Source organism: Halosolutus halophilus (assembly GCF_022869805.1).
GTDB lineage: Archaea > Halobacteriota > Halobacteria > Halobacteriales > Natrialbaceae > Halosolutus > Halosolutus halophilus.
Genome location: NZ_CP094974.1, coordinates 3,414,838 through 3,434,043, shown reverse-complemented (window position 1 = coordinate 3,434,043; position 19,206 = coordinate 3,414,838). Strand labels below are relative to the sequence as shown.

Annotated in this window: 18 protein-coding genes; 7 read left to right on the top strand and 11 right to left on the bottom strand. The window is 65.3% G+C overall.

The window, feature by feature from the left end:
- Positions 1–161 precede the first annotated feature (161 nt).
- Positions 162–1,724, top strand: coding sequence for a sulfatase family protein (locus MUG98_RS16905; protein ID WP_265108601.1), 1,563 nt, complete (start codon positions 162–164; stop codon positions 1,722–1,724).
- 160 nt (positions 1,725–1,884) lie between these two features.
- On the opposite strand, the gene MUG98_RS16900 is transcribed toward MUG98_RS16905, so the two are convergent.
- From MUG98_RS16900 to MUG98_RS16890, 3 genes are read right to left on the bottom strand one after another with little or no spacing between them, the layout of a single operon-like run.
- A complete protein-coding gene (locus MUG98_RS16900) occupies positions 1,885–2,280 on the bottom strand; it encodes a DsrE family protein (RefSeq protein ID WP_265108600.1) in 396 nt (131 codons plus the stop codon).
- Positions 2,281–2,282: 2 nt separating this feature from the next.
- A complete protein-coding gene (locus MUG98_RS16895; RefSeq protein WP_265108599.1) occupies positions 2,283–2,855 on the bottom strand; it encodes a DsrE/DsrF/DrsH-like family protein in 573 nt (190 codons plus the stop codon).
- Positions 2,852–3,112 (bottom strand): sulfurtransferase TusA family protein, encoded by a 261-nt coding sequence (locus MUG98_RS16890; RefSeq protein ID WP_265108598.1) that lies wholly within the window; start codon positions 3,110–3,112, stop codon positions 2,852–2,854. Before MUG98_RS16890 ends, MUG98_RS16895 begins: the two co-directional genes overlap by 4 nt.
- A gap of 274 nt (positions 3,113–3,386) precedes the next feature.
- On the opposite strand from MUG98_RS16890, the gene MUG98_RS16885 reads away from it, so the two are divergent.
- The 3 genes from MUG98_RS16885 to MUG98_RS16875 are packed head-to-tail and all read left to right on the top strand — an operon-like array spanning position 3,387 to position 9,622.
- Positions 3,387–5,183 (top strand): 4Fe-4S dicluster domain-containing protein, encoded by a 1,797-nt coding sequence (locus MUG98_RS16885; RefSeq protein WP_265108597.1) that lies wholly within the window; start codon positions 3,387–3,389, stop codon positions 5,181–5,183.
- 2 nt (positions 5,184–5,185) lie between these two features.
- Positions 5,186–8,386 (top strand): molybdopterin-dependent oxidoreductase, encoded by a 3,201-nt coding sequence (locus MUG98_RS16880; RefSeq protein ID WP_265108596.1) that lies wholly within the window; start codon positions 5,186–5,188, stop codon positions 8,384–8,386.
- Between the two features lie 6 nt (positions 8,387–8,392).
- A complete protein-coding gene (locus MUG98_RS16875; RefSeq protein WP_265108595.1) occupies positions 8,393–9,622 on the top strand; it encodes an Mrp/NBP35 family ATP-binding protein in 1,230 nt (409 codons plus the stop codon).
- Positions 9,623–9,637: 15 nt separating this feature from the next.
- Here MUG98_RS16875 and MUG98_RS16870 read toward each other — a convergent pair whose 3' ends face one another.
- Positions 9,638–9,847, bottom strand: a complete 210-nt coding sequence (locus tag MUG98_RS16870) for a hypothetical protein (RefSeq protein WP_265108594.1) — start codon at positions 9,845–9,847, stop codon at positions 9,638–9,640.
- Positions 9,848–10,167: 320 nt separating this feature from the next.
- Positions 10,168–10,719 carry a hypoxanthine/guanine phosphoribosyltransferase gene (hpt, locus tag MUG98_RS16865; protein ID WP_265108593.1) on the bottom strand — a complete coding sequence of 184 codons (552 nt, stop codon included), beginning with the start codon at positions 10,717–10,719 and terminating at the stop codon, positions 10,168–10,170.
- A 644-nt stretch (positions 10,720–11,363) separates the two neighbouring features.
- Here hpt and MUG98_RS16860 point away from each other — a divergent pair.
- Positions 11,364–12,551, top strand: a complete 1,188-nt coding sequence (locus MUG98_RS16860) for an ATP-binding protein (protein WP_265108592.1) — start codon at positions 11,364–11,366, stop codon at positions 12,549–12,551.
- Positions 12,552–12,634: 83 nt separating this feature from the next.
- Here the strand turns inward: MUG98_RS16860 and yqeC are convergent, their stop codons facing one another.
- A complete protein-coding gene (yqeC, locus tag MUG98_RS16855; protein WP_265108591.1) occupies positions 12,635–13,387 on the bottom strand; it encodes a selenium cofactor biosynthesis protein YqeC in 753 nt (250 codons plus the stop codon).
- Between the two features lie 120 nt (positions 13,388–13,507).
- Between yqeC and MUG98_RS16850 the strand changes: the two genes are divergently transcribed.
- The gene (locus MUG98_RS16850) at positions 13,508–13,768 is read left to right on the top strand and encodes a sulfurtransferase TusA family protein (RefSeq protein ID WP_265108590.1); all 261 of its coding nucleotides are present in this window, start codon (positions 13,508–13,510) and stop codon (positions 13,766–13,768) included.
- Positions 13,761–14,789: a selenide, water dikinase SelD gene (selD, locus tag MUG98_RS16845; protein WP_265108589.1), complete on the top strand. Its 1,029-nt coding sequence runs from the start codon at positions 13,761–13,763 to the stop codon at positions 14,787–14,789. The genes MUG98_RS16850 and selD overlap by 8 nt, the downstream gene beginning before the upstream one ends.
- A 49-nt stretch (positions 14,790–14,838) precedes the next feature.
- Here the strand turns inward: selD and yqeB are convergent, their stop codons facing one another.
- The 5 genes from yqeB to MUG98_RS16820 form a co-directional block, all read right to left on the bottom strand.
- Positions 14,839–16,416, bottom strand: coding sequence for a selenium-dependent molybdenum cofactor biosynthesis protein YqeB (gene yqeB, locus MUG98_RS16840; protein WP_265108588.1), 1,578 nt, complete (start codon positions 16,414–16,416; stop codon positions 14,839–14,841).
- Positions 16,413–16,658: a hypothetical protein gene (locus tag MUG98_RS16835; RefSeq protein ID WP_265108587.1), complete on the bottom strand. Its 246-nt coding sequence runs from the start codon at positions 16,656–16,658 to the stop codon at positions 16,413–16,415. The genes yqeB and MUG98_RS16835 overlap by 4 nt, the downstream gene beginning before the upstream one ends.
- Before the next feature lie 2 nt (positions 16,659–16,660).
- Positions 16,661–17,014: a DsrE family protein gene (locus MUG98_RS16830; RefSeq protein ID WP_265108586.1), complete on the bottom strand. Its 354-nt coding sequence runs from the start codon at positions 17,012–17,014 to the stop codon at positions 16,661–16,663.
- The gene (locus MUG98_RS16825; RefSeq protein WP_265108585.1) at positions 17,011–17,382 is read right to left on the bottom strand and encodes a DsrE/DsrF/TusD sulfur relay family protein; all 372 of its coding nucleotides are present in this window, start codon (positions 17,380–17,382) and stop codon (positions 17,011–17,013) included. Before MUG98_RS16825 ends, MUG98_RS16830 begins: the two co-directional genes overlap by 4 nt.
- A 96-nt stretch (positions 17,383–17,478) precedes the next feature.
- Entirely contained in the window at positions 17,479–19,149 is a 1,671-nt protein-coding gene (locus MUG98_RS16820) for an adenine deaminase (RefSeq protein WP_265108584.1), read from the bottom strand.
- Positions 19,150–19,206: the final 57 nt, after the last annotated feature.

The following is a 19,206-nucleotide window of genomic DNA, read 5'->3' as shown; positions in this document are numbered from 1 at the left end:
AACGGAGCGCGGGTGCGAACGCTAGTTCGGATCGAGGCTCGGTACCGTCCTGAAGTGAGACCGTCACTGGAACGAACTGACCAGCAGCACGTCGCGCCGGTCTATCGTCCGCGTGCGATCGGTCCGTAGAGTGAAGTCGATTCCTGGTCTCAGGCTGAGGTATGAACGTGGTACTGATCTCGATCGATAGCCTCCGGCGCGACGTGTTGGAGGTCTATCGGGACGAACCGACGGGCTTCGGGTATCAGGTGGCGACGCCGAACCTCGATCGCTTCGCCGAGCGAGCGGCGGTGTTCGACACGCACTACGCCGGAAGCCTCCCGTGTATGCCCGCTCGCCGTGAGTGGCTGACCGGGACGCAGGAGTTCCTGTGGCGGTCGTGGGGGCCGATCGAACCCTTCGACGCGCCGATCCCTCGGCTGGCGCGGGCCTCCGGTATCGTCACCCAACTGATCACCGATCACTACCATTACTTCCAGCACGGAAGTCACGGCTACTACGAGGACTTCAACGGGTACGAGTTCGTTCGCGGTCACGAGTGGGACGCCCACCGGACGAATCCACGAACGCCGCCGGACCGAACGTTCGCGAGTCAACTCAACGCCGAGACGGGAGCCCCGTCCGATCTGGTGAATCGAACGGTCTACGCTCGAAACGTCGCGGACGTCGCGGACGAACGCGAGTACTTTGCGCCCCGCGTCTTCAGGCGAACCGCGGAGTGGCTCACGGAGAACCGGGAGTGGGACGAGTGGTTCTGCTACGTCGATAGCTTCGACGTTCACGAGCCGTTCGACGTCCCCGAATCGTACGCGTCGATGTACACCGACGAGCCCCTCGACGACTCCGAACTGACGATCTGGCCGTTCTACGGGCGCATCGACGGCGAGGGGGATGGACCCGACTCACCCGGCGGGAGTGGCGAGCGGCTCTCCGATCGCCAGGTCGAGTTCGTGACGGCGCAATTCGCCGCCAAGACGACGATGACCGATCGCTGGTTCGGCCGCGTTCTCGAGACGCTCGACGAGCAGGAGCGCTGGGAGGACACGATGGTCATCGTCACGTCGGATCACGGCCACTACCTCGGCGACCACGGGTGGATGGGCAAGCCGTTCGCCCCGATCTACGACGTGCTCGCTCACACGCCCCTTTTCATCTGGCACCCCGAGACCGCTCGGACGGGCGAGACGATCGACGCGCTCACCTCGGCCGTCGACCTCTACGCGACGATCCTCGACGCGCTCGGAATCGACGCCGATCGCCGACACGGCCGGAGCCTGATTCCGCTGCTCGAGGGTACCACCGAACGGATCAGGGAGTGGGCGATTTACGGCTACTGGGGCTCGTCAGTCAACATCACCGACGGACGGTACACGTATCTCCACCCCTGTGAGGCCGACGACCCGACGTACTGTTACTCGGCGTCGATGATGAACCCGTATCCGGATCAGTTCCAACCGCCCCGGGCGAGGCCCGACGCCGAATGCGGGTCGTTCCTTCCGTACGCGGAGGCCCCAGTCTGGCGCTACCCCGCGGAATCACACGCTCGCCACGCGGATCCCTTGCTTTTCGACGTTCGAACGGATCCGGATCAACTGACGGATCTTGTCGGAACCGATGGGGAGACCGAAATCCGCATGCGCGGCCTCCTGACAGAGGCTCTCCGGGAACTCGGGGCCCCGCAAGGGCAGTACGATCGACTCGCGCTGTCCGGCCGGCGGACCTAACGGCCCGGCAGCGCGCTCGCTTGCGCCGACCGGCGACGGCTTCTGCGCCGAGAGCGTCGCGCGGCCGGATCCGGAGGCGGGTGCCGACTGAGCGCGCGTTCGGAGTCGAGCGTGGCCCGAAAACTGCGCCGCGACGCGAGAAGCGATGACGGGCGTCTGACTACCCGAAGCTGAACACGTGGGCGGCGTCCGCCGTTTCGTCGAGGAACGCGGCCGCGCCGGCGAACTCGGTCGTCAGCGACTCGTCCATCGCCTCGCGGTCCCAGCCCAGCATATCGATGGTCGTCGTGCAGGCCACGGTCGTGACGAGGTCGTCCCCGGCCTCCACGAAGTCCGCGAGCAACCCGTAGGGATCGGGTACGCCCGCCTCGACCATCCGCTCGAAGTCGCCGAGATCCTTCTCGCCCGACAGCAGGTGCGAGAGGCCGTCGAACGTGAAGTAAACGACGACCTCCGTCTCCATCGCCAGGGCGACCTGGCCGAGGTTCATGGCCATGGCGAGGCTCTTCGGATCGTCGCTGTACACGATGATACCGATTTTGTCGACGGTCGCCATGGTTACACCAGCAACTGGATGTCCGCCTCGGCCATGTGCTGCAACGCGGTGGCCGCGCCGACGCCCGTCGTCACGCCGTCGTAGAAGTCGTCTTCGTCGTAGTCCATCAGCTCGATCGTCATCTGGCAGGCCTGCAGATCGACGCCGCTGTCGAGCGAGAGGTCGATCAGTTCCTCGATGGTGGCGGTGCCGTTCTCGTCGATCTTCTTCTGCATCATCTTCGTGGCCATCGAGTCCATGCCGGGGAGCGCGGCGAGCGCGTTCGGCATCGGCATGTTCGGGTTCCCGACGGCGCTCAGCTTGAGGTTCTGGGATTTCTCCTCGTGGAGGATGTCGAGACCCCAGAAGGTGTGGAAGACGACGACGTCCCAGCCGAAGGCAGCGGCCGTGCTCGCGAGGATCAACGGCGGGTAGGCCATGTCCAGCGACCCCTTCGTCGCGATGATGGTCATCCGTTTTTGCTCGTCGTCGTTTTTCACGGCGGCGAGATCCTCCCGGAGTTCGTCGATCTGCTCCTGCAGCTTCGCCACGCTCGGGTCCGCCGTCGCGTCCTCCGTCGGCGAATCCGTGCTCATGCGTCTGTCCTCCGGACGTAGTGTCGGTAGACGGTCTCGCCGTCCTCGTCGGTCTCGTCCTGTTCGAGGAGTTTTACGCTGCCCGTCGCGTTCGCCCATCCCTCGATGTCGGATACGCTCCCGGGGTCCGTCGCGACGATCTCGAGGACGTCTCCCGATTCGAGGCCGTCTACCGCCTGCTTCGCCTTGACGACTGGCATCGGACAGTTCAGTCCTTTCACGTCGAGCGTTTCGGTGACTCTGTGTTCCGTACTCATGTGTCTTGCCAACCTCGCACAATATTTCTCTCGTGTACAAGACAATAAAGATTCGTATTGTTGAAAAATGGGTGATAGTCTCAACCACAGATACCGGTATTCGTGGTTCTAATGTTCGTTTCTGACGGAGGTTCTCGATCGGTTGCCGTCGGTCCGCGCATCCGTTCCGAGCCGTACCCAGACGAAGTGTTCTGTATTCGGTATATTGTACAATTCGCACAAGCTTTAAGTATACTCCCGATCGCATGTTGATCGTTGCCATGACTCAACGGAGGTGGCCCCTATAACGAACTACGGCTTCGTCATCGACAACAGGAGATGTATCGGCTGTCACGCCTGTACCGTCGCCTGCAAGAGCGAGCACGACGACCCGATCGGTGTGAACAAGACCTGGGTCAAGTACATCGAGAAAGGCGAGTTCCCCAATACGAACCGCAACTTCTCGGTGATGCGGTGTAACCACTGCGACGACTCCCCCTGCACCGACGTCTGTCCCGTGACGGCACTGTGGGAACGCGAGGACGGCATCGTCGACTTCGATCCGGAGCGTTGCATCGGCTGTAAGGCCTGCATGCAGGGCTGTCCGTACGACGCGCTCTACATCGACCCGAACACGGAGACGGCTGCGAAGTGTAACTACTGCAGCCACCGGGTCGACACGGGGCGAGAGCCGGCCTGCGTCACCGTCTGCCCGGAGGACGCGATCGTCGCCGGCGATCTCGAGAACCCCGACAGCGAAATCGCCCGCACCGCCTCCCGCGAGGAGGTCCAGGCCCGCAAGCCCGAGAAGGGCACGGAGCCGAAGCTGTTCTACGTCGACGGCGACGAGGGCAGCACCACCCCGGGCACGACCGCCCGCGAGGAACACTACATGTGGAGCGACGCTCCCCACCAGGTCGAGACCGAGGGCGAAGCGGTCCCCGACTTCGACCTCGAGAAGGCCGCCGAGTCGCTCGCGGCGTCCGACGTCTCGCTGGGCGATGCCGGGGGATCGGACGACGCGGATGCCCGCGCCGACGGCGGGCGAACGGACTGTGGCTGTGATTCCTGTGGGTGCGGCAAGGAGGACGCGTCCGCGTCGTCGACGAACACGAGTGACGTCCAGTCCGATGGCGGGTACGGAACCGAGCCCGCAAGACGGAGCGGGTCCGACGACTCGAAAGGCCGGACCGAGCGAGCCTACGAACTCCTCCACGAGGAGGCAACGCGGGTCTACGACATCGGCGAAGACCACTACGGGTCCTGGGGCTGGGAGGTGTACTCCTACACCTGGACGAAGGGGATCTCGGCCGGGACGTTGCTGCTCTCGGCGCTGTTCATGCTGTTCGGCGTAGTCGAACCCGACGTGACCGCCTTCGGCGCGAGCGCGTTCGTCAGCGGTCTGTTCCTGGCGGCGACCGGCGTGCTCCTCGTCCTGGACCTCGAACAGCCGACCCGGTTTCACTGGGTGCTGTTGCGGCCGAACTGGAACTCCTGGCTCGTGAAGGGAGCCTACATCATCTCGGCGGCCGGCGCGTACCTCGGGCTGGCCGTCCTGGGAGCACTCCTGGGAATCGAAGCCGTCGTCCACCCGCTCTCGCTGGGCGCGGCCGCCGTCCTCGGCGCGGCGACGGCGGTCTACACGGCGTTTCTGTTCAGCCAGTCGAAAGGACGCGACCTCTGGCAGAGCCCCGCGATGCCGCTGCACATGTTCGCGCAGTCGATCGTCGCCGGGGGCGCGACACTGATCGTCCTCGGCGTCGCGGGTGTGCCGGGATTCGAGGCGATGGTCGGTCCGTCGGCGCTTGCCCTCGGAGCCGGCCTCGTCCTGCACGCCGTGCTGGTCGCCTCCGAGATCTTCACGCCTCACCAGACCGAGGACGCCGAGGAAGCCGCCGCGCGCATCACCCGCGGTCGGTTCCGGACGGCGTTCTGGATCGGCGGCGTCGTCGTCGGCATCCTGCTGCCGCTGGCCGCGCTGGCCGTCGGCTGGCCCGTCCTCGCGGCGGTGGCCGGCGCGCTCGCGCTGGCCGGCCTGTTTGCCTTCGAGTATTGCTGGATAACCGCCCCGCAGACCATCTCGCTCGCCTAATTATGGGACACGAATTCGAACCGAGCCGCATAGAGAAAGTCGCCGAGCGACTCGGCGTCATCTCGAACCGCACCGAGGAGACGAAGAAGCAACGACAGCGCCGCGGCGTGGACGGCATCGACCGCATCGCCCCGGAGGGCGAACTCGGCTCCTACCCAGACCCCGAGCAGTGGCACGACTGGGTCGAGTACGAGTCCGAGGGCCTCCCGAAGGAGTACTCGGTCGTCCCCACGGCCTGCTTCAACTGCGAGGCAGGCTGCGGTCTGCTGACCTATATCGACAAGGAGACCGGCGAGATACGCAAGATAGAGGGCAATCCCGAACACCCCGGAAGCCGGGGGCGCAACTGCGCGAAGGGGCCGGCCACTATCAACCAGATCAACGATCCCCAGCGTATCCGCTATCCGCTCAAGCGGGACGGGCCGCGCGGGAGCGGCGAGTGGACCCGCGTCTCCTGGAACGACGCCCTCGATGACATCGCCTCCGAGATGCGCGAGACCATCGAGGACGACCGCGAGAACGAGATCACCTATCACGTCGGCCGGCCCGGCCACGAGGGGTACATGGACCGGGTCATCAACGCCTGGGGGGTCGACGGCCACAACTCCCACACGAACATCTGCTCGTCGGGCGCCAGGGCGGGCTACGCCTTCTGGCACAAGTACGATCGGCCGAGTGCGGACTTCGCCAACGCCGAGTTTATCCTGCTGCTGTCCGCCCACCTGGAGTCCGGCCACTACTTCAACCCGCACGCCCAGCGCATCATCGAGGGCGTCATGGAAGGGGGCCAGCTCGCGGTTCTGGATCCGCGGCTGTCGAACACGGCCGCCATGTCGGACTACTGGCTGCCCACTCAGCCCGGCAGCGAGGCCGCGGTTCTGCTAGCGATGGCCAACGTCATCCTCGAGGAGGGGCTTTACGACGAGGAGTTCCTCCGCAACTGGGTGAACTGGCGGCAGTTCCTCGACGAGGAACACCACGGACGCGAGCGGACGTTCGAGACGTACCTCGACGTGCTCCGGGAGACGTACGCGGACTTCACGCCGGCGTACGTCGAGGCGGAGAGCGGCGTCGACGCCGCCACCATCGAGAAGGTCGGCCGGAAGATCGGTCTCGCCGGCGACCGGTTCGCCAGCCACATCTGGCGCTCTGCGGCGTCGGGGAACAGGGGCGGCTGGCAGGTCAGTCGCACGCTGCACTTCCTGTCCGTGCTCACCGGGAGCGTCGGCACGAAGGGCGGCACCTCGCCCAACGCCTGGCACCAGTTCGAGCCGGAGATGCCGAAGGAGCCGCCGCGCCAGAAGCTCTGGGACGAACTCCAGTTGCCGCCGGAGTGGCCGTTCGCCCACTACGAGATGAGCCAGCTTCTGCCGTACTTCCTCAAGGAGGGTCGCGGGAAGCTGTCGGTCTACTTCACCCGCGTGTTCAACCCCGTCTACACCTACCCCGACGGGTTCTCCTGGATCGAGGCGCTGAGCGACGAGGACAAGGTCGGGATGCACGTCGCGCTGACGCCCACCTGGAACGAGACGGCGTACTTCGCCGACTACGTCCTGCCGATGGGCCACAGCCCCGAGCGCCACGACATCCAGAGCCAGGAGACCCACGCCGCGACGTGGGTCACCTACCGACAGCCCGTCCAGCGGGAATACGCCGAGCGCGAGGGCGCGGACATCGAGCGCACCTACGAGGCGAATCCGGGCGAGGTCTGGGAGGAAGACGAGTTCTGGATGGACCTCTCCTGGCGCATCGACGAGGACGGCGAACTGGGAATCCGGGAGTACTTCGAGAGCCCCTACCGCGATCGGGAGACGTCCGCGGCGAACGGCGGCACGACCGAACAGCGGGACGACGGCGCGGCCGATCGGGAGGCGACGGGCACTGACGGGGCCACGGACGAACCGCCCCAGATGACCATCGACGAGTACTACCGCTACATCTTCGAGCACGAGGAGAACCTCGTCGAGGCCGCCGAGGAGGCCGGTATGGAGCCCCTGGAGTACATGAAACACCACGGGGCGTTCGAGGCCAGCCGGAACGAGTACGAACTCCACGAGGAGCCGCTCGATCCGGCACTCCTCGAGGAAGACGACGTGTTCGTCGACGAGTACGGGACCATCCACCGTGTACTGGACGAGGACGCCGACGTCTCGATTCCCGACGGGGCGGCGGAGTCGGCCGAAATCGACGAGGGCTCTGACTACCCCGGCGGGTACGACACGATTCCCCACGGCGGACTCTCGGACGTCGACACCCAGGTGCTAGGCGTGATGGTGGACGGCGAACCGAAACGCGGGTTCCCGTCCCCGACCGGCAAACAGCAGTTCTACTCGAAGACGCTCGCGGAGTGGGGCTGGGACGACGAGGAGTACACCATTCCCCACTACCTGAAGAGCCACGTCCACCCCGAGAACATCGACTACGACGACGGCGAGATGGTGCTGGTGCCCACCTTCCGGTTACCGACCCAGATCCACTCCCGATCGTCGAACTCCAAGTGGCTAGAGGAAATCTCGCACAACAACCCCGTCTGGCTCCACAGCAAAGACGCCGAGCGACTGGGGGTCGAGACGGGCGACCTCGTGCGCGTGGAGACCGACATCGGCTACTACGTCAACGAGGTGTGGGTCACCGAGTCCATCAAACCCGGGATCGCCGCGATGAGCCACCACATGGGCCAGTGGAAGATCGACCGCGACGGCGACGGCGAGGCCGAAGGGGACTTCGACGAGGGCGGCGACCCCTACGGGAAGGTCACGGTCGACCTGAAAGACGATGACAGCAGCTGGGGGATGCGCCAGCAGTCCGGCATCGGTCCCTTCGACAGCGACGACCCCGACTCCGCCCGGGTCTGGTGGACCGACGGGGGCGTCCCGCAGAACCTCACGCACGCGCCCCATCCCGACCCCATCTCGGGGATGCACTGCTGGCACCAGAAGGTCCGGGTCCGGCCGGCGAAGCCGGACGACTACTACGGCGACGTCTACGTCGATACCGATCGGTCCATGGAAATCTACCGCGAGTGGGTCGAGGAGACCCGACCGGCCGGTGGGCCGGACGGCAAGCGCCGGCCGAAGTGGCTCAAGCGACCGATCGCCCCGCCGACCGACCCCGACGAGGACGACGCCTGGTACATGGACGGCCCGGTCGGCCGGGAGGAGCGATGGGACCCGGACGAGTTCGGCCCGCGGGACGGGGACTGACTGACGATGGGTGACTCCGACGACGCGTCCGAATCGGAGAGGGTCGACGGTGGGGCCACAGCGCCGTCCCACGCCGATCGGCGGGACGATGCCGCCGCGGCCGTCCGGGAGGCCATCGCCTCGGCGGACGTGGGGCAGGACGAACTCCACGCCGACCTCGCGTCGATCGATGGCGTCGGCGACGTCGTCGTGCGCGACGGCGTGGCGTCGGTCGAGGTATCGCTCCCCGTGCCGAGCGAGACGCTCCGCGAGCACCTCGCCGCGGGCGTGGCGGCGGCCGCCGAGTCCGTCGAGCGCGTCGAGGCGGTCGAAGTCGGCTTCCGGGCCAGCGCCGCCGATCCGGGAGAGCGCATCGACACGCTCCCCGACGTGAAGAACGTCGTCGCCGTCGCGTCGGGCAAGGGCGGCGTCGGCAAGAGTACCGTCGCGGCGAACCTCGCGGTCGCGCTGGCGGACACGGGCGCGGCCGTCGGCCTGCTCGACGCCGACGTGTACGGCCCGAACGCGCCGACGCTCCTCGGCCTCGACGAGCGACAACCCGACGCGACGACCGACGACCAGATGGTCCCTCGAGATACCTACGGCGTCCGGACGATGAGTATGGGGTTCGTCGCCGGCGAGGACGACCCGGTTATCTGGCGCGGCCCGCTCGTCGACGAGTTCGTCAAGCAACTGGTCGGCGACGTGCAGTGGGGTGAACTGGATTACCTGATCGTCGACTTGCCCCCGGGAACGGGAGACGTACACCTCTCGCTGGTGCAGCACATCCCCGTCGCCGGGACCGTCATCGTGACCACTCCCCAGGAAGTCGCGGTCGACGACGCCGCTCGCGGACTGGTCGGGTTCGCGCGCTACGACACGCCAGTGCTTGGTATCGTCGAGAACATGGCCGGGTTCGAGTGTCCGGACTGTGAAGGGGTTCACGACATCTTCGGGACCGGCGGTGCCGACGACCTGGCCGACCAGTTCGACGTCCCGATTCTGGGGCGGATTCCACTCGACTCGGGCGTCGGAACGGAAGACAGCGACGGTGATCCGGAGCGTCCGCCCGGCATCGACGTCCCGCTCGTCGGTCGCCTCCAGTTGCCCCGCACTCACGAGGAGCGGACGGGGGCCGACAGGGCACCTCCGATCGCGCTCCGAACCGACGGCGGTGCCGCCCGCGATCACCTCCGGACTGCTGCGACCCGGATCGCGGCGAGGCTGAACCAAGCCGCCGTCGAACTCCAAAACTGACGCTAAATCTGCGGATCAGCCCGTCCAGAACTCACCGACGAAAGAGCCGGGGACGACCAGGATGCCACTGTTGCGGGCCGACTGGGTAGTGGGCGCGAACACGATCTCCCTTCCCCGGTCGAGCGGTGGGACGCTCTCGAACACGCCGACCCGGACGGCACCCTCCAGTTCGGCGTCCGGAACGGTGACGCCACAGATCGAAGCGTCGAGCGTGGACGGAAGCACGTCGCGATGGCGAGAGAGCGCTGCTGCGGACCGGTTCGCGGCGGCCGATCAGTGGCTCGGGCGTCTTGTGTCGCAATATCGTTGTACGCGAACGTCAGGGCGAGTTTCAGTTGTCCCTGGTCGGTGACCTGTTCTACGCCACCACACATGATACCCCACTGATATATAGGAGCACTGCAAGTCCCCTTTCAGGTACCAGAACCAATCAGAAATCGATACCTGTTATCAGATAGTCAATTACGGCCGACTGTTCGCGAGGTAGACAGTGATCGTGCCGGATCGGGATCCGATCGAGAGACCCGGACGGCTGTGACACCAGCCTACACGATTTCGACGTCGCCATCCTGTACGGTGATATCGAGAAGCGTCGTGACGTCGTGAGACAGATCCTCCAGCGCGTTCTCACCGCCAACTTTGTGCAAAACGACGACGATATCGACGATGTCGGCACCGATCGTTTCGAGAGCGTCGATAATCGCCCGAAGCGTCCCACCAGTACTGAGCATATCGTCGAGCAGGAGGATCGAATCGGTTTCGTCGACGTCGTTGATATACATCTCACTTTTCGAGTATCCGGTCCGTTGTGTCAACGAAACTTCCCCATCTAACCCGTATTCGCGTTTCCGAATGACGACCAGGGGAATGTCGGAGAGAAGGGACACGGCGGTCGAAATGTGAATCCCCATGGCTGCGGGAGTGACGATCTTGTCTACGGTTTCGAGATCGGCCGTTGCCACGATGTGCGACGCGACTTCACGGAGGAGTTCCGCGTCGAGTTTCGGAACGCAGTTACTGATGGGATGGACGAGATACTCGTACTCCCCCTTGTCGATAATCGGCGCCTCGTGGACCGACCGTTCCAGTTTCTCCATGTGCATACTTTTCGCGGGACAAATAAAGGATGCTGATTACTGCGTCTCGGGAGCGCAAAAGATCGCGTGTCGGACTGTATCGTTCTACCCCTCCAACCAGATCGCTATTTCGCGGGCCACCGGGATCCGCCACCGGATAGTGTACGCACCGCTATTTTTGTCGCAATCTGCTACTATATACTGTATTCGCACAAGATGTGATATAAGATTGCTGCTTTCGTCCCAAAGACAGTAGGGATTATTAAACCCAAATGGCTGAATTGGCCGTTGTTTATCAACCATAAATGTAATAATGACAGTGTATCGTGGTTCATACCTGGAAATATTGGGCATAGAAGTAATATAATGAATGCACAATATTCGAGTTATATGTGTACGTGTTACCATTCTGTTCGGCCGTGCATCGACTACTCCAAGTCCGATCGCAGACTGTCACACCCGTTCAGGTCCGACACGTTTCGAGAAGGGGTTCCACTCCTCCCACGACCGCGTGCCGATACACTCGGCCGGCGCTGTCGAACCTTTCTTCTCCGAATGTATTGGCCGCAAACTAACCGATCGCTACGCGTGCGAACCGATTGCGGCATGGAAATGCAGCTGTCGATTCAAAAAAGGTTATAATCAACCGCGACGCAAAAACTCCGATGCGTCTCTGGGACCGCTACGTGCCGGTCGTCGGTGGAAAGCGCGTTATTATGGCTCTCGGCGGGCTGTATCTCGCGCTCGCTGCCGGATGGGTGTTCACCCGGACGTCTCCGGAACTGTCTGTCCTGAGTGTTCTCATCGTCTCCAGTTTCATCGGTGGCTCCGGTGTCGTTCTTCTCGTCGGCGGCTATCGATTGCCTTACACCGACATCCACCCGCGATTCTATCCCACTATCGCGGGCTGGTGCTTCGTCGGGGTCGGAGTGATGCTCGCCATTCTGGCGCTTTACAACCTCCAGCCCGGACCGGGCCTCTCCAGCCCAGTGCGGTCCATCTCGATACTCACGGGATTCAGTTGCGTCGCCGGATACGGCGTCGGGACGTACAATGCGCAGGCCGAAACGCACGCCTATCGACTCGAACGGCAAAATCAGCTGCTGGAACGGACGCAGACGCAACTCGAAGAGTCGAACGAACGCCTCGAGCAGTTCGCGTACGCTGCGTCCCACGACCTGCAAGAGCCCCTCCGGATGGTGTCGAGTTACCTGGAACTCATCGACCGCCGATACGGTGACGAACTCGACGAAGAGGGCGAAGAGTTCCTCGAGTACGCGATCGACGGCTCGGAGCGAATGAAAGAGATGATCGAGGGGCTGCTCGAATATTCACGCGTGGACACGCAGGGAGAACCGTTCGAACCCGTCGATCTCGACGCGGTGCTCGCCAGCGTTCGCAAGGATCTCGAACTACAGATCGACGAAAACGACGCCACCATCCAAACGGAGGCGTTACCGCGTGTCGAGGGAGATGTGAGACAATTACGCCGGCTCTTTCAGAACCTCCTTTCGAACGCGATCGAGTACAGCGGCGACGAGCCGCCGCGGATCGTCGTTTCCGCCGAACGCGATGCCGAGGAGTGGACCATCTCGGTTCGCGATAACGGCATCGGGATCGATCCAGCGGAACAGGACCGCATCTTCGAGGTGTTCCAGCGGCTCCACACCCGTGAAGAGCACTCGGGGACGGGAATCGGGCTCGCACTCTGTAAACGGATCGTCGAACGTCACGACGGCGAGATCCGCGTCGATTCCAGTCCCGGCGAGGGGACGACGTTCGCGTTTTCGTTACCAGCAGCGACCGACGGGGGAGACAACCGCTCCGCACGGAGCAATTCGGTATCGACCTGACCGGCCCGATCGGATCGGTTCCCGTAACCGATCGGGTGTCTGCGTATCGGACCCGTCGACGTGACGGACTTCACCGGACCCGCTCACGGGACGACTGTGAGCCGATTCGTCTCGAACGAGGAGATGAGCCCCCGATCGAACCGCGTGGTGTGCTCGAACGCCGCCGAGAGGACTTCCTCCGCACGTCTTTCGAGAGCGTCGTCGTCCGCCTTGTTGACGAGCGGGACGATCGTCGCGTCGTCGGGGACGTTCTTTCGCCCACCAGCAGGATGCGCAAGTACTCGGCCAACGGTTTCTGGCGTGATCCGCTCCCCCTCGGCGGTATCGGTACAGCGTTCGATCCGATCGACGCGGTGGGCGACGTCGTCCGTGAGTGACTGGCCGACGGCCTGCACGGACGCGACCGGGACGACGCACGTGCTCGCCCGGGGAATGGGCGGTTCGTCCGGCCCCGGCGCCTTGAATTCGCGCATTCTGGCTCCGTCGGCTTTGACGAGGAGCCAGTCGAGGTCCCCGTCTCGAAACAGCGAACTCAGGACGGCGGGCTCGTAGCCTCGAACTTTCTCGTCGACGCGGTCCGGATCGGCGACGTGGTCGCTCGCCAGCGCGATCGGCGCCGTCTCGTCGTCCAGTACGGTCCGAACGCGGTCGGGGTCGGCGAGAACGAGCGGGAGATCCGTCGGCGGCGGCATGTGCGTCGACGTGGTGTAGCCCGCGTCGAGTCCGCGATCACCCGCCGCTGCGACCAGGTGCCCCATGGCGGTCTTTTTTCCGCCGGCACCGACGAACGAGACGAGTTCCTCGGCTCCGAGGCCGAGCCCGTCGGCGAGATTCATATCTGGACCTCACCGGCTGGCGGGATGAGCGTTACGGCGAGAACGGATGCCGCGGACGGGTGGTGGGGGCGACCTGGCGGCGGCGATACAATTATTCGGACAGCCTCGGTAGGCTACCGTATGGAACGTGTGGACGTCACCGGAGAAGTGTGTCCGCGTCCCGCTCTCATCGTCCGTCGGCGGCTATCCGAACTCGATCGGGACGACGAACTGCTCGTTCGTGGTGACTATCCGCCGGCCGAGAGCAATCTTCGCCGAACGTGTACGAAACGCGGATACGAGGTCGAGGACCGACCGACACCCGAAGACGCCGATGGCGGTTTCGAGTTGCTGATTCGTCCACCCGCGGATTCGAACCGATCGGAGGGGGCCGATGACTGACGAGGGAGACGATCGCTCGCCGGCGCTGACCGAATACGCGGACCTCCACGGCTGCTCGTGCAAGGTCGGTCAGGACGACCTCGACTCGCTGCTCGCCGACGTCGGGTTGTCGGGTGCACAGGCGGAACTGCAGTTCGGCGTCGGTGAGGACGCGAGCGCCCGTTCGATCGGCGACGATCGCAGTCTCGTGACGACGATCGATTTCTTCACGCCGATCGTGGACGATCCGTACGAATTCGGTCGCGTCGCCGCGTGTAACGCCGCCAGCGACGCCTTCGCGTCGGGCGCCGGCGACGATCTGACGTTTCTCGTCGTGCTCGGCCTCCCGCGGGAGGTAACGGACGCGGCCACGGAGATTCTGGGCGGTATCGTCGACGCGGTGGAGGACATGGGTGGCGTCGTCGCCGGTGGCCACACCATCATGAACCCGTGGCCGATCGCCGGGGGAACCGTCGCCGCGACCGCGTCGCCCGAGCACCTGCTACGGATGAGCGACGCGTCGCCGTCCGAGTACCTGTACCTGACGAAACCCCTCGGGACCCAGGCGGCGATGGGCGCCCTTCGAGTACAGGACGGAGAGTTCGGCGAGACGATCGCCGAAACGACGCCCCGTCCCGTCGGGACCGTCGCCGACGAGGCGCTCGCGTGGATGACGACGCCGAACAGGGCCGCGATGCTCGCGGCCCGCGAGTACGCGACGGCCGCGACAGACGTCACGGGGTTCGGCCTCCTCGGACAGGCTCGCGTCCTCGCCGAGAGCGCCGGCGTCGGCGTCGAACTCACGCACCTCCCCGTCATCGAGGGGACCCTCGAACTCTCACAGCTCTTCGGCTACGGTCTCGAGGACGGCGAGAGCGCGGAAACGAGCGGTGGGCTGTTGCTGTCGGTCCCGGAACGGCGGACCGATGCGTTCGAGGATTCCCTCTCGGCCGCCGGCGTTTTCCATCGCGAGGTCGGCCGCGTCACTACCGGTACCGGCGCGGCGCTGGTCGATCCGACGATCGAACGGGTTCGCGGGTAGCAGTCACGCCGATCGATCCGTGCCGAACACTGCAGGCGAGCGACCGGTGCTACGAGAGTTTGAGCACCGCCTCGAGGACGCCGCCGCCGAGACAGAGCGCTTTGTCCGAGAGTTTCGCGTGATCGACGTCCTCGCGAGGGTCGACGTCGCCGAGTTTCGCGTCCGTGGAGACGGGGACGCCCTCGTGGACGAGTCCCCGGACTAGCCCCCCGATCTCCGTGACGACCGGATCGTCGTCGACGTGGCCGACGATCGACTCCGCCTCGACGACGTCGCCGATTTCGACCGCCGGTGACCACTCGCCGTCGCTCGGTGCCCGCAGGACGCGTTCGTGCGTGTATCCCCGTCGGTCACCCGGTTCGCCGTCGTACGGACTCGGTTTACCGTCGTAGATGACGCGTCCGAGTTCGTGTCCCCGATCGGTTTCGACGACCGCGTCCACGTTCTCGCCGGCCTCGAACCCCGGTCCGAGACCGACGACGACGTCGGCGAGATCCCTCCGAGTTCCGGTGTCTGCCTTCCCTTTCGCCATGATCGCGTCGACGACCACCCCGGGCTCGAGTTCGTCGACGATGGCGGCGGTCGGATCCTCGAGGACGGGGACCGCGTCGTCGGCGAGAACGGCGATCGCCTCGTCCACGTCGTCGACGCGACGGCCCGTCACGCCTTGGACGGTGACGTCGTCTTCGTACATCGCCGCCCCGAACGCGACTTCGCGACGGACGACGGTCGGCTGAGCCGTCTCGGTGACGACGACCGGAAACCCGGCCTGCTGGAGGCGGTAGACCACGCCGGTCCCGAGGTCGCCGCCGCCCCGGACGACGATGAGATCCTCGAGGTTCTCGCGGGTCGCGCGCTCGCCGGTCGCTCCGTGGCGATCGCGGTGGATTTCGGCGAGGGTCGAGAGCGCGACGTCTTCTGGCCCGCCACCGCCGAGATCGAGACCGACGGGCGAGCGAACGCGAACGAGTTCGCGACGCGAGTAGCCGTCCTCGAGCAACGAGTCGACGATGTGTGCGGCCTTGTCCTCGCTGGCGACGACGCCGACGTAGCCGGCACCGCCGTCGAGTGCAGCGGCGACGGCCTGCTGGTCGAACGTGCCGCTTCGCGTCGCGACGGCGACCGCCGTTTCCGACGTCATCGGGAGCCCGGCGAGCGCCTCGTCGTAGTCATCGTGAACGACGTCGGTCGCCGCGGGAAACCGCTCCGGGGACGCGTACTCGTCGCGGTCGTCGACGACGGTGACGTCGTAGCCGAGCCGTCCGCCCATCGCCGCGAGTTCGACCGCGATGTGTCCGCCACCCGCAACGTAGAGCCGGGAGCGGCCGCGGATCCGATCGACGAAGACGTCCATAGAGCCGCCACAGACCATCCCCGTGTTGCCACCGGGTCGCAGTTCGTACGTCCGGACTCCCGGCTCCGCATCACCTCGGAGGACGTCACGGGCTTCGTCGACGGCGAGTCCCTCGACCGTCCCGCCGCCGATCGTGCCGAACGCGTCGTCTTCGGTCACGAGCATCTTCGCCCCGACGTCCCGCGGTGCGCTGCCATCTTTGTCGACGACCGTCAGCATCGCGGCCGGTCGGCCCCGTTCGACGAGGTCGTCCACGCGATCGAACAGCGTCATACGAAACTCCTCACCTCGTGGTCGACCATGAGTTCGATCAGTTCGTCGTACGTGACGGTGTCGATCCGATCGGGCAGGCTCGCGCCGCGCATCTCGACGTCCCGTTCGACCGCGAGCGTCGGGACGTCGAGATCCGGATTGAGCAGGACGCCGTCCTGTATCAGGACGACGATGCCGTCGGCGTCGGTCGCTGCGGTTCTGCGTCCGATCTCCGCCATCGGTTCGTCTATCAGATAGAGCATTGTCAAAAGTCGAGCGCGTGATCCGCCCGTTCGATCATCGATGCGACCTCCTCGCCGGACCGGATACTGACGTCGGGGGCGATCTCCTCGCTCGTGACGTTTCGTGCCGTCATCGACGCTTCGTCGACGAACAGGTCCCCGTCTTCCGCCGCCAGATCGGCGAGGTGGTCCGTCATATTGAGCGCATCTCTGTCGACGGCCGCGCGAGCGGCGTAGACGCCGTCCTGCGTGAACACGACCGAGACGTCGTGTCGATCGAACCCGGCCGCGACGCCGCGTGCCGCCCGGAGGCCCTCCGGGACGTGGACCCGTCCGTACGGCGTTCGCGTGAGCACGACGACGACGTCCCGTTTCATAGCGAGATCACCCTGTCGGCCTCGCCGATCGTGTCCGCGAGATCCGGCAGCAAGCCGACCTCGACGCCGTCCGGGTAATCGGTCTCGGCGTCGATACCCCGCGCGTTGACGCATAGCCCGCAACAGATCACGTCCGCACCGTCGGCGATCAACTCCTGAAACTTCTCGGTCGGCATCTCGTCGTACAGTCCCGCGTCCGAACAGTCGGGGAGGCGCTGGTCGGCGACCGGAACGTACGCGCCGTCGAGATAGTGAAAGTACGTGACCTCGTGACCGGCGTCGAGTGCCGCACGCCCGAGTTCGTAGGCGGTGCGCCACCGTTCGCTATCGAAGGGACCGCCGGTGAGCAAGAACCCGACGTGGATCATGTCCGAAGTATTGGCAGAGTACGATAATAAGGGTTAGCATGCGACAACGTCGAAAATCGCGGTGGGACGGGACGATCGGCGTCGGGGAGTCCCGCCTCACTCGATCACGACGTCGACGTGTTCCCAGCGCTCGACGTCGACCAGTCCCCGATTCGTCAGCCGATACTCGGGGATCACTTCGAGTGCGAGAAACGAGAGGGTCATCAGTCCGTGCCGGCCGAGCCCGAGGGCTTCCGCCCGAGCGACGACCGACTTGAACCGCTCGCAGACGTCGGTCAGCGGGTCGTCGGACATCAGACCCGCGACCGGAAGGGGAACCGCCGCAATCTCCTCGCCGTCCCGTTCCGGATCGCACACGGCGACGCCACCGTCGATGTCCCGGAGGTGGTTCGCAACTCGAGCCATCGCGTCGAACGCCGTGCCGGCGACGACGCAGTTGTGCGCGTCGTGGGCGACCGTCGACCCGATCGCCCCGCGCTCCAGGCCGAGTCCGCGGACGAAGCCGCGACCGATACCGGCGTCGCGTCCGTGTCGCTCGATAACCGCCATCGCGAGCACGTCGTCATCGGGCATCGGTTCGATCGTGCCGTCCCCGACGGGAAGTGACGCCTCCGCGCGTCCCGTCTGGATTCCGCCGGTGAGTTCGAGCACGCGGACGGTGGCGCGCTCCGCCGGCGATTTCGGCGCATCGAGCGCCAGGTCACGCCCCGTGACTGGATCGAAGTCGACGGTGCCCGTCGAAAGCGCGGTCGCCGGCGGATCGCGATCGGTACGCGTGGGATCGAGTTGCCCGTCGACGAGAACGCGATCGACGGACCACGTCTCGAGATCCTCGAGCAGCACCAGATCGGCCGGCGCGCCGGGTTCGATCCGCCCGAACGGGAGATCGTAGCTCTCCGCCGTGTTCAGCGTCGCCATCTGTACGGCCTCGACCGGGTCGACGCCTTCGTCGATCGCCTTTCGCACTGCGAAGTCGACGCCGCCGTTTTCGACCAGATCGACCACGTCTCGATCGTCCGAACACAGCGACAGCCGACGCGTGGGGACGTCGTCGACGAGGCCGACGAGATCGGCGAGGTTCTTCGACGACGACCCTTCGCGAAGGTAGACCCGGAATCCGAGATCGACTTTCTCGCGTGCCTCGGCCTCGGTGATGCTCTCGTGATCGGTGTCGAGGTAGCGTGCGGCTTCCTGCAGGTCCGATCCGGACACCCGAGGGAGGTGCCCGTCGACGGTCAACCCGCGCTCTCGGGCGGCGCGGATCTTCGCGTGAAGGTCCGAATCGCCCGAAACCAGTGCCGGGAGGTCCATCACCTCGCCGAGTGCGACGACGTGTTCGTGATCGAGTAACGCCGCGACGTCGTCCGCGTCGAGCGTGGCTCCGCCGTCTTGCAGGTTCGAAGCGGGAACGCTCGAGGGAACGCTAAACCGGACCTTCAACGGCGTTTTCGTCGCGTCCTCGAAGGCGGCCCGGACGCCGTCGACGCCGAGGACGTTCGCGATCTCGTGGGGGTCGTGGACGATGCTGGTGACCCCGCGAGGAACCATCGCTTCGCCGTACTGTGGCACCGTGACCATGCTCGATTCGACGTGTTTGTGTGCGTCGATCAGTCCCGGTGCGACGTATTCGGCCTCGAGTTCGCGGTCCGCCGGCCGCTCCTCGAGTGCGACCACGTCCCCGTCGTCGATGGCGATCGCGCGGTCCTCGAGCACGCCCGTGTTGACGTTGACGAGCGTCCCTCGAACGAGTGTGTCGACGCGATTCATGGGTGGATAGCGGCGGCCCTCCGGCTAGCTGCAGCGGCCGACACCCGAACACATGCG

What these genes read in the sequence shown, in the direction of transcription:
- MUG98_RS16905 (WP_265108601.1), top strand. Translation starts at nt 162, where the DNA reads ATGAACGTGGTACTGATCTCGATCGATAGCCTCCGGCGCGACGTGTTG.
- MUG98_RS16900 (WP_265108600.1), bottom strand. Translation starts at nt 2,280, where the DNA reads ATGGCGACCGTCGACAAAATCGGTATCATCGTGTACAGCGACGATCCG.
- MUG98_RS16895 (WP_265108599.1), bottom strand. Translation starts at nt 2,855, where the DNA reads ATGAGCACGGATTCGCCGACGGAGGACGCGACGGCGGACCCGAGCGTG.
- MUG98_RS16890 (WP_265108598.1), bottom strand. Translation starts at nt 3,112, where the DNA reads ATGAGTACGGAACACAGAGTCACCGAAACGCTCGACGTGAAAGGACTG.
- MUG98_RS16880 (WP_265108596.1), top strand. Translation starts at nt 5,186, where the DNA reads ATGGGACACGAATTCGAACCGAGCCGCATAGAGAAAGTCGCCGAGCGA.
- MUG98_RS16875 (WP_265108595.1), top strand. Translation starts at nt 8,393, where the DNA reads ATGGGTGACTCCGACGACGCGTCCGAATCGGAGAGGGTCGACGGTGGG.
- hpt (WP_265108593.1), bottom strand. Translation starts at nt 10,719, where the DNA reads ATGGAGAAACTGGAACGGTCGGTCCACGAGGCGCCGATTATCGACAAG.
- MUG98_RS16860 (WP_265108592.1), top strand. Translation starts at nt 11,364, where the DNA reads ATGCGTCTCTGGGACCGCTACGTGCCGGTCGTCGGTGGAAAGCGCGTT.
- yqeC (WP_265108591.1), bottom strand. Translation starts at nt 13,387, where the DNA reads ATGAATCTCGCCGACGGGCTCGGCCTCGGAGCCGAGGAACTCGTCTCG.
- MUG98_RS16850 (WP_265108590.1), top strand. Translation starts at nt 13,508, where the DNA reads ATGGAACGTGTGGACGTCACCGGAGAAGTGTGTCCGCGTCCCGCTCTC.
- selD (WP_265108589.1), top strand. Translation starts at nt 13,761, where the DNA reads ATGACTGACGAGGGAGACGATCGCTCGCCGGCGCTGACCGAATACGCG.
- yqeB (WP_265108588.1), bottom strand. Translation starts at nt 16,416, where the DNA reads ATGACGCTGTTCGATCGCGTGGACGACCTCGTCGAACGGGGCCGACCG.
- MUG98_RS16835 (WP_265108587.1), bottom strand. Translation starts at nt 16,658, where the DNA reads ATGCTCTATCTGATAGACGAACCGATGGCGGAGATCGGACGCAGAACC.
- MUG98_RS16830 (WP_265108586.1), bottom strand. Translation starts at nt 17,014, where the DNA reads ATGAAACGGGACGTCGTCGTCGTGCTCACGCGAACGCCGTACGGACGG.
- MUG98_RS16825 (WP_265108585.1), bottom strand. Translation starts at nt 17,382, where the DNA reads ATGATCCACGTCGGGTTCTTGCTCACCGGCGGTCCCTTCGATAGCGAA.
- MUG98_RS16820 (WP_265108584.1), bottom strand. Translation starts at nt 19,149, where the DNA reads ATGAATCGCGTCGACACACTCGTTCGAGGGACGCTCGTCAACGTCAAC.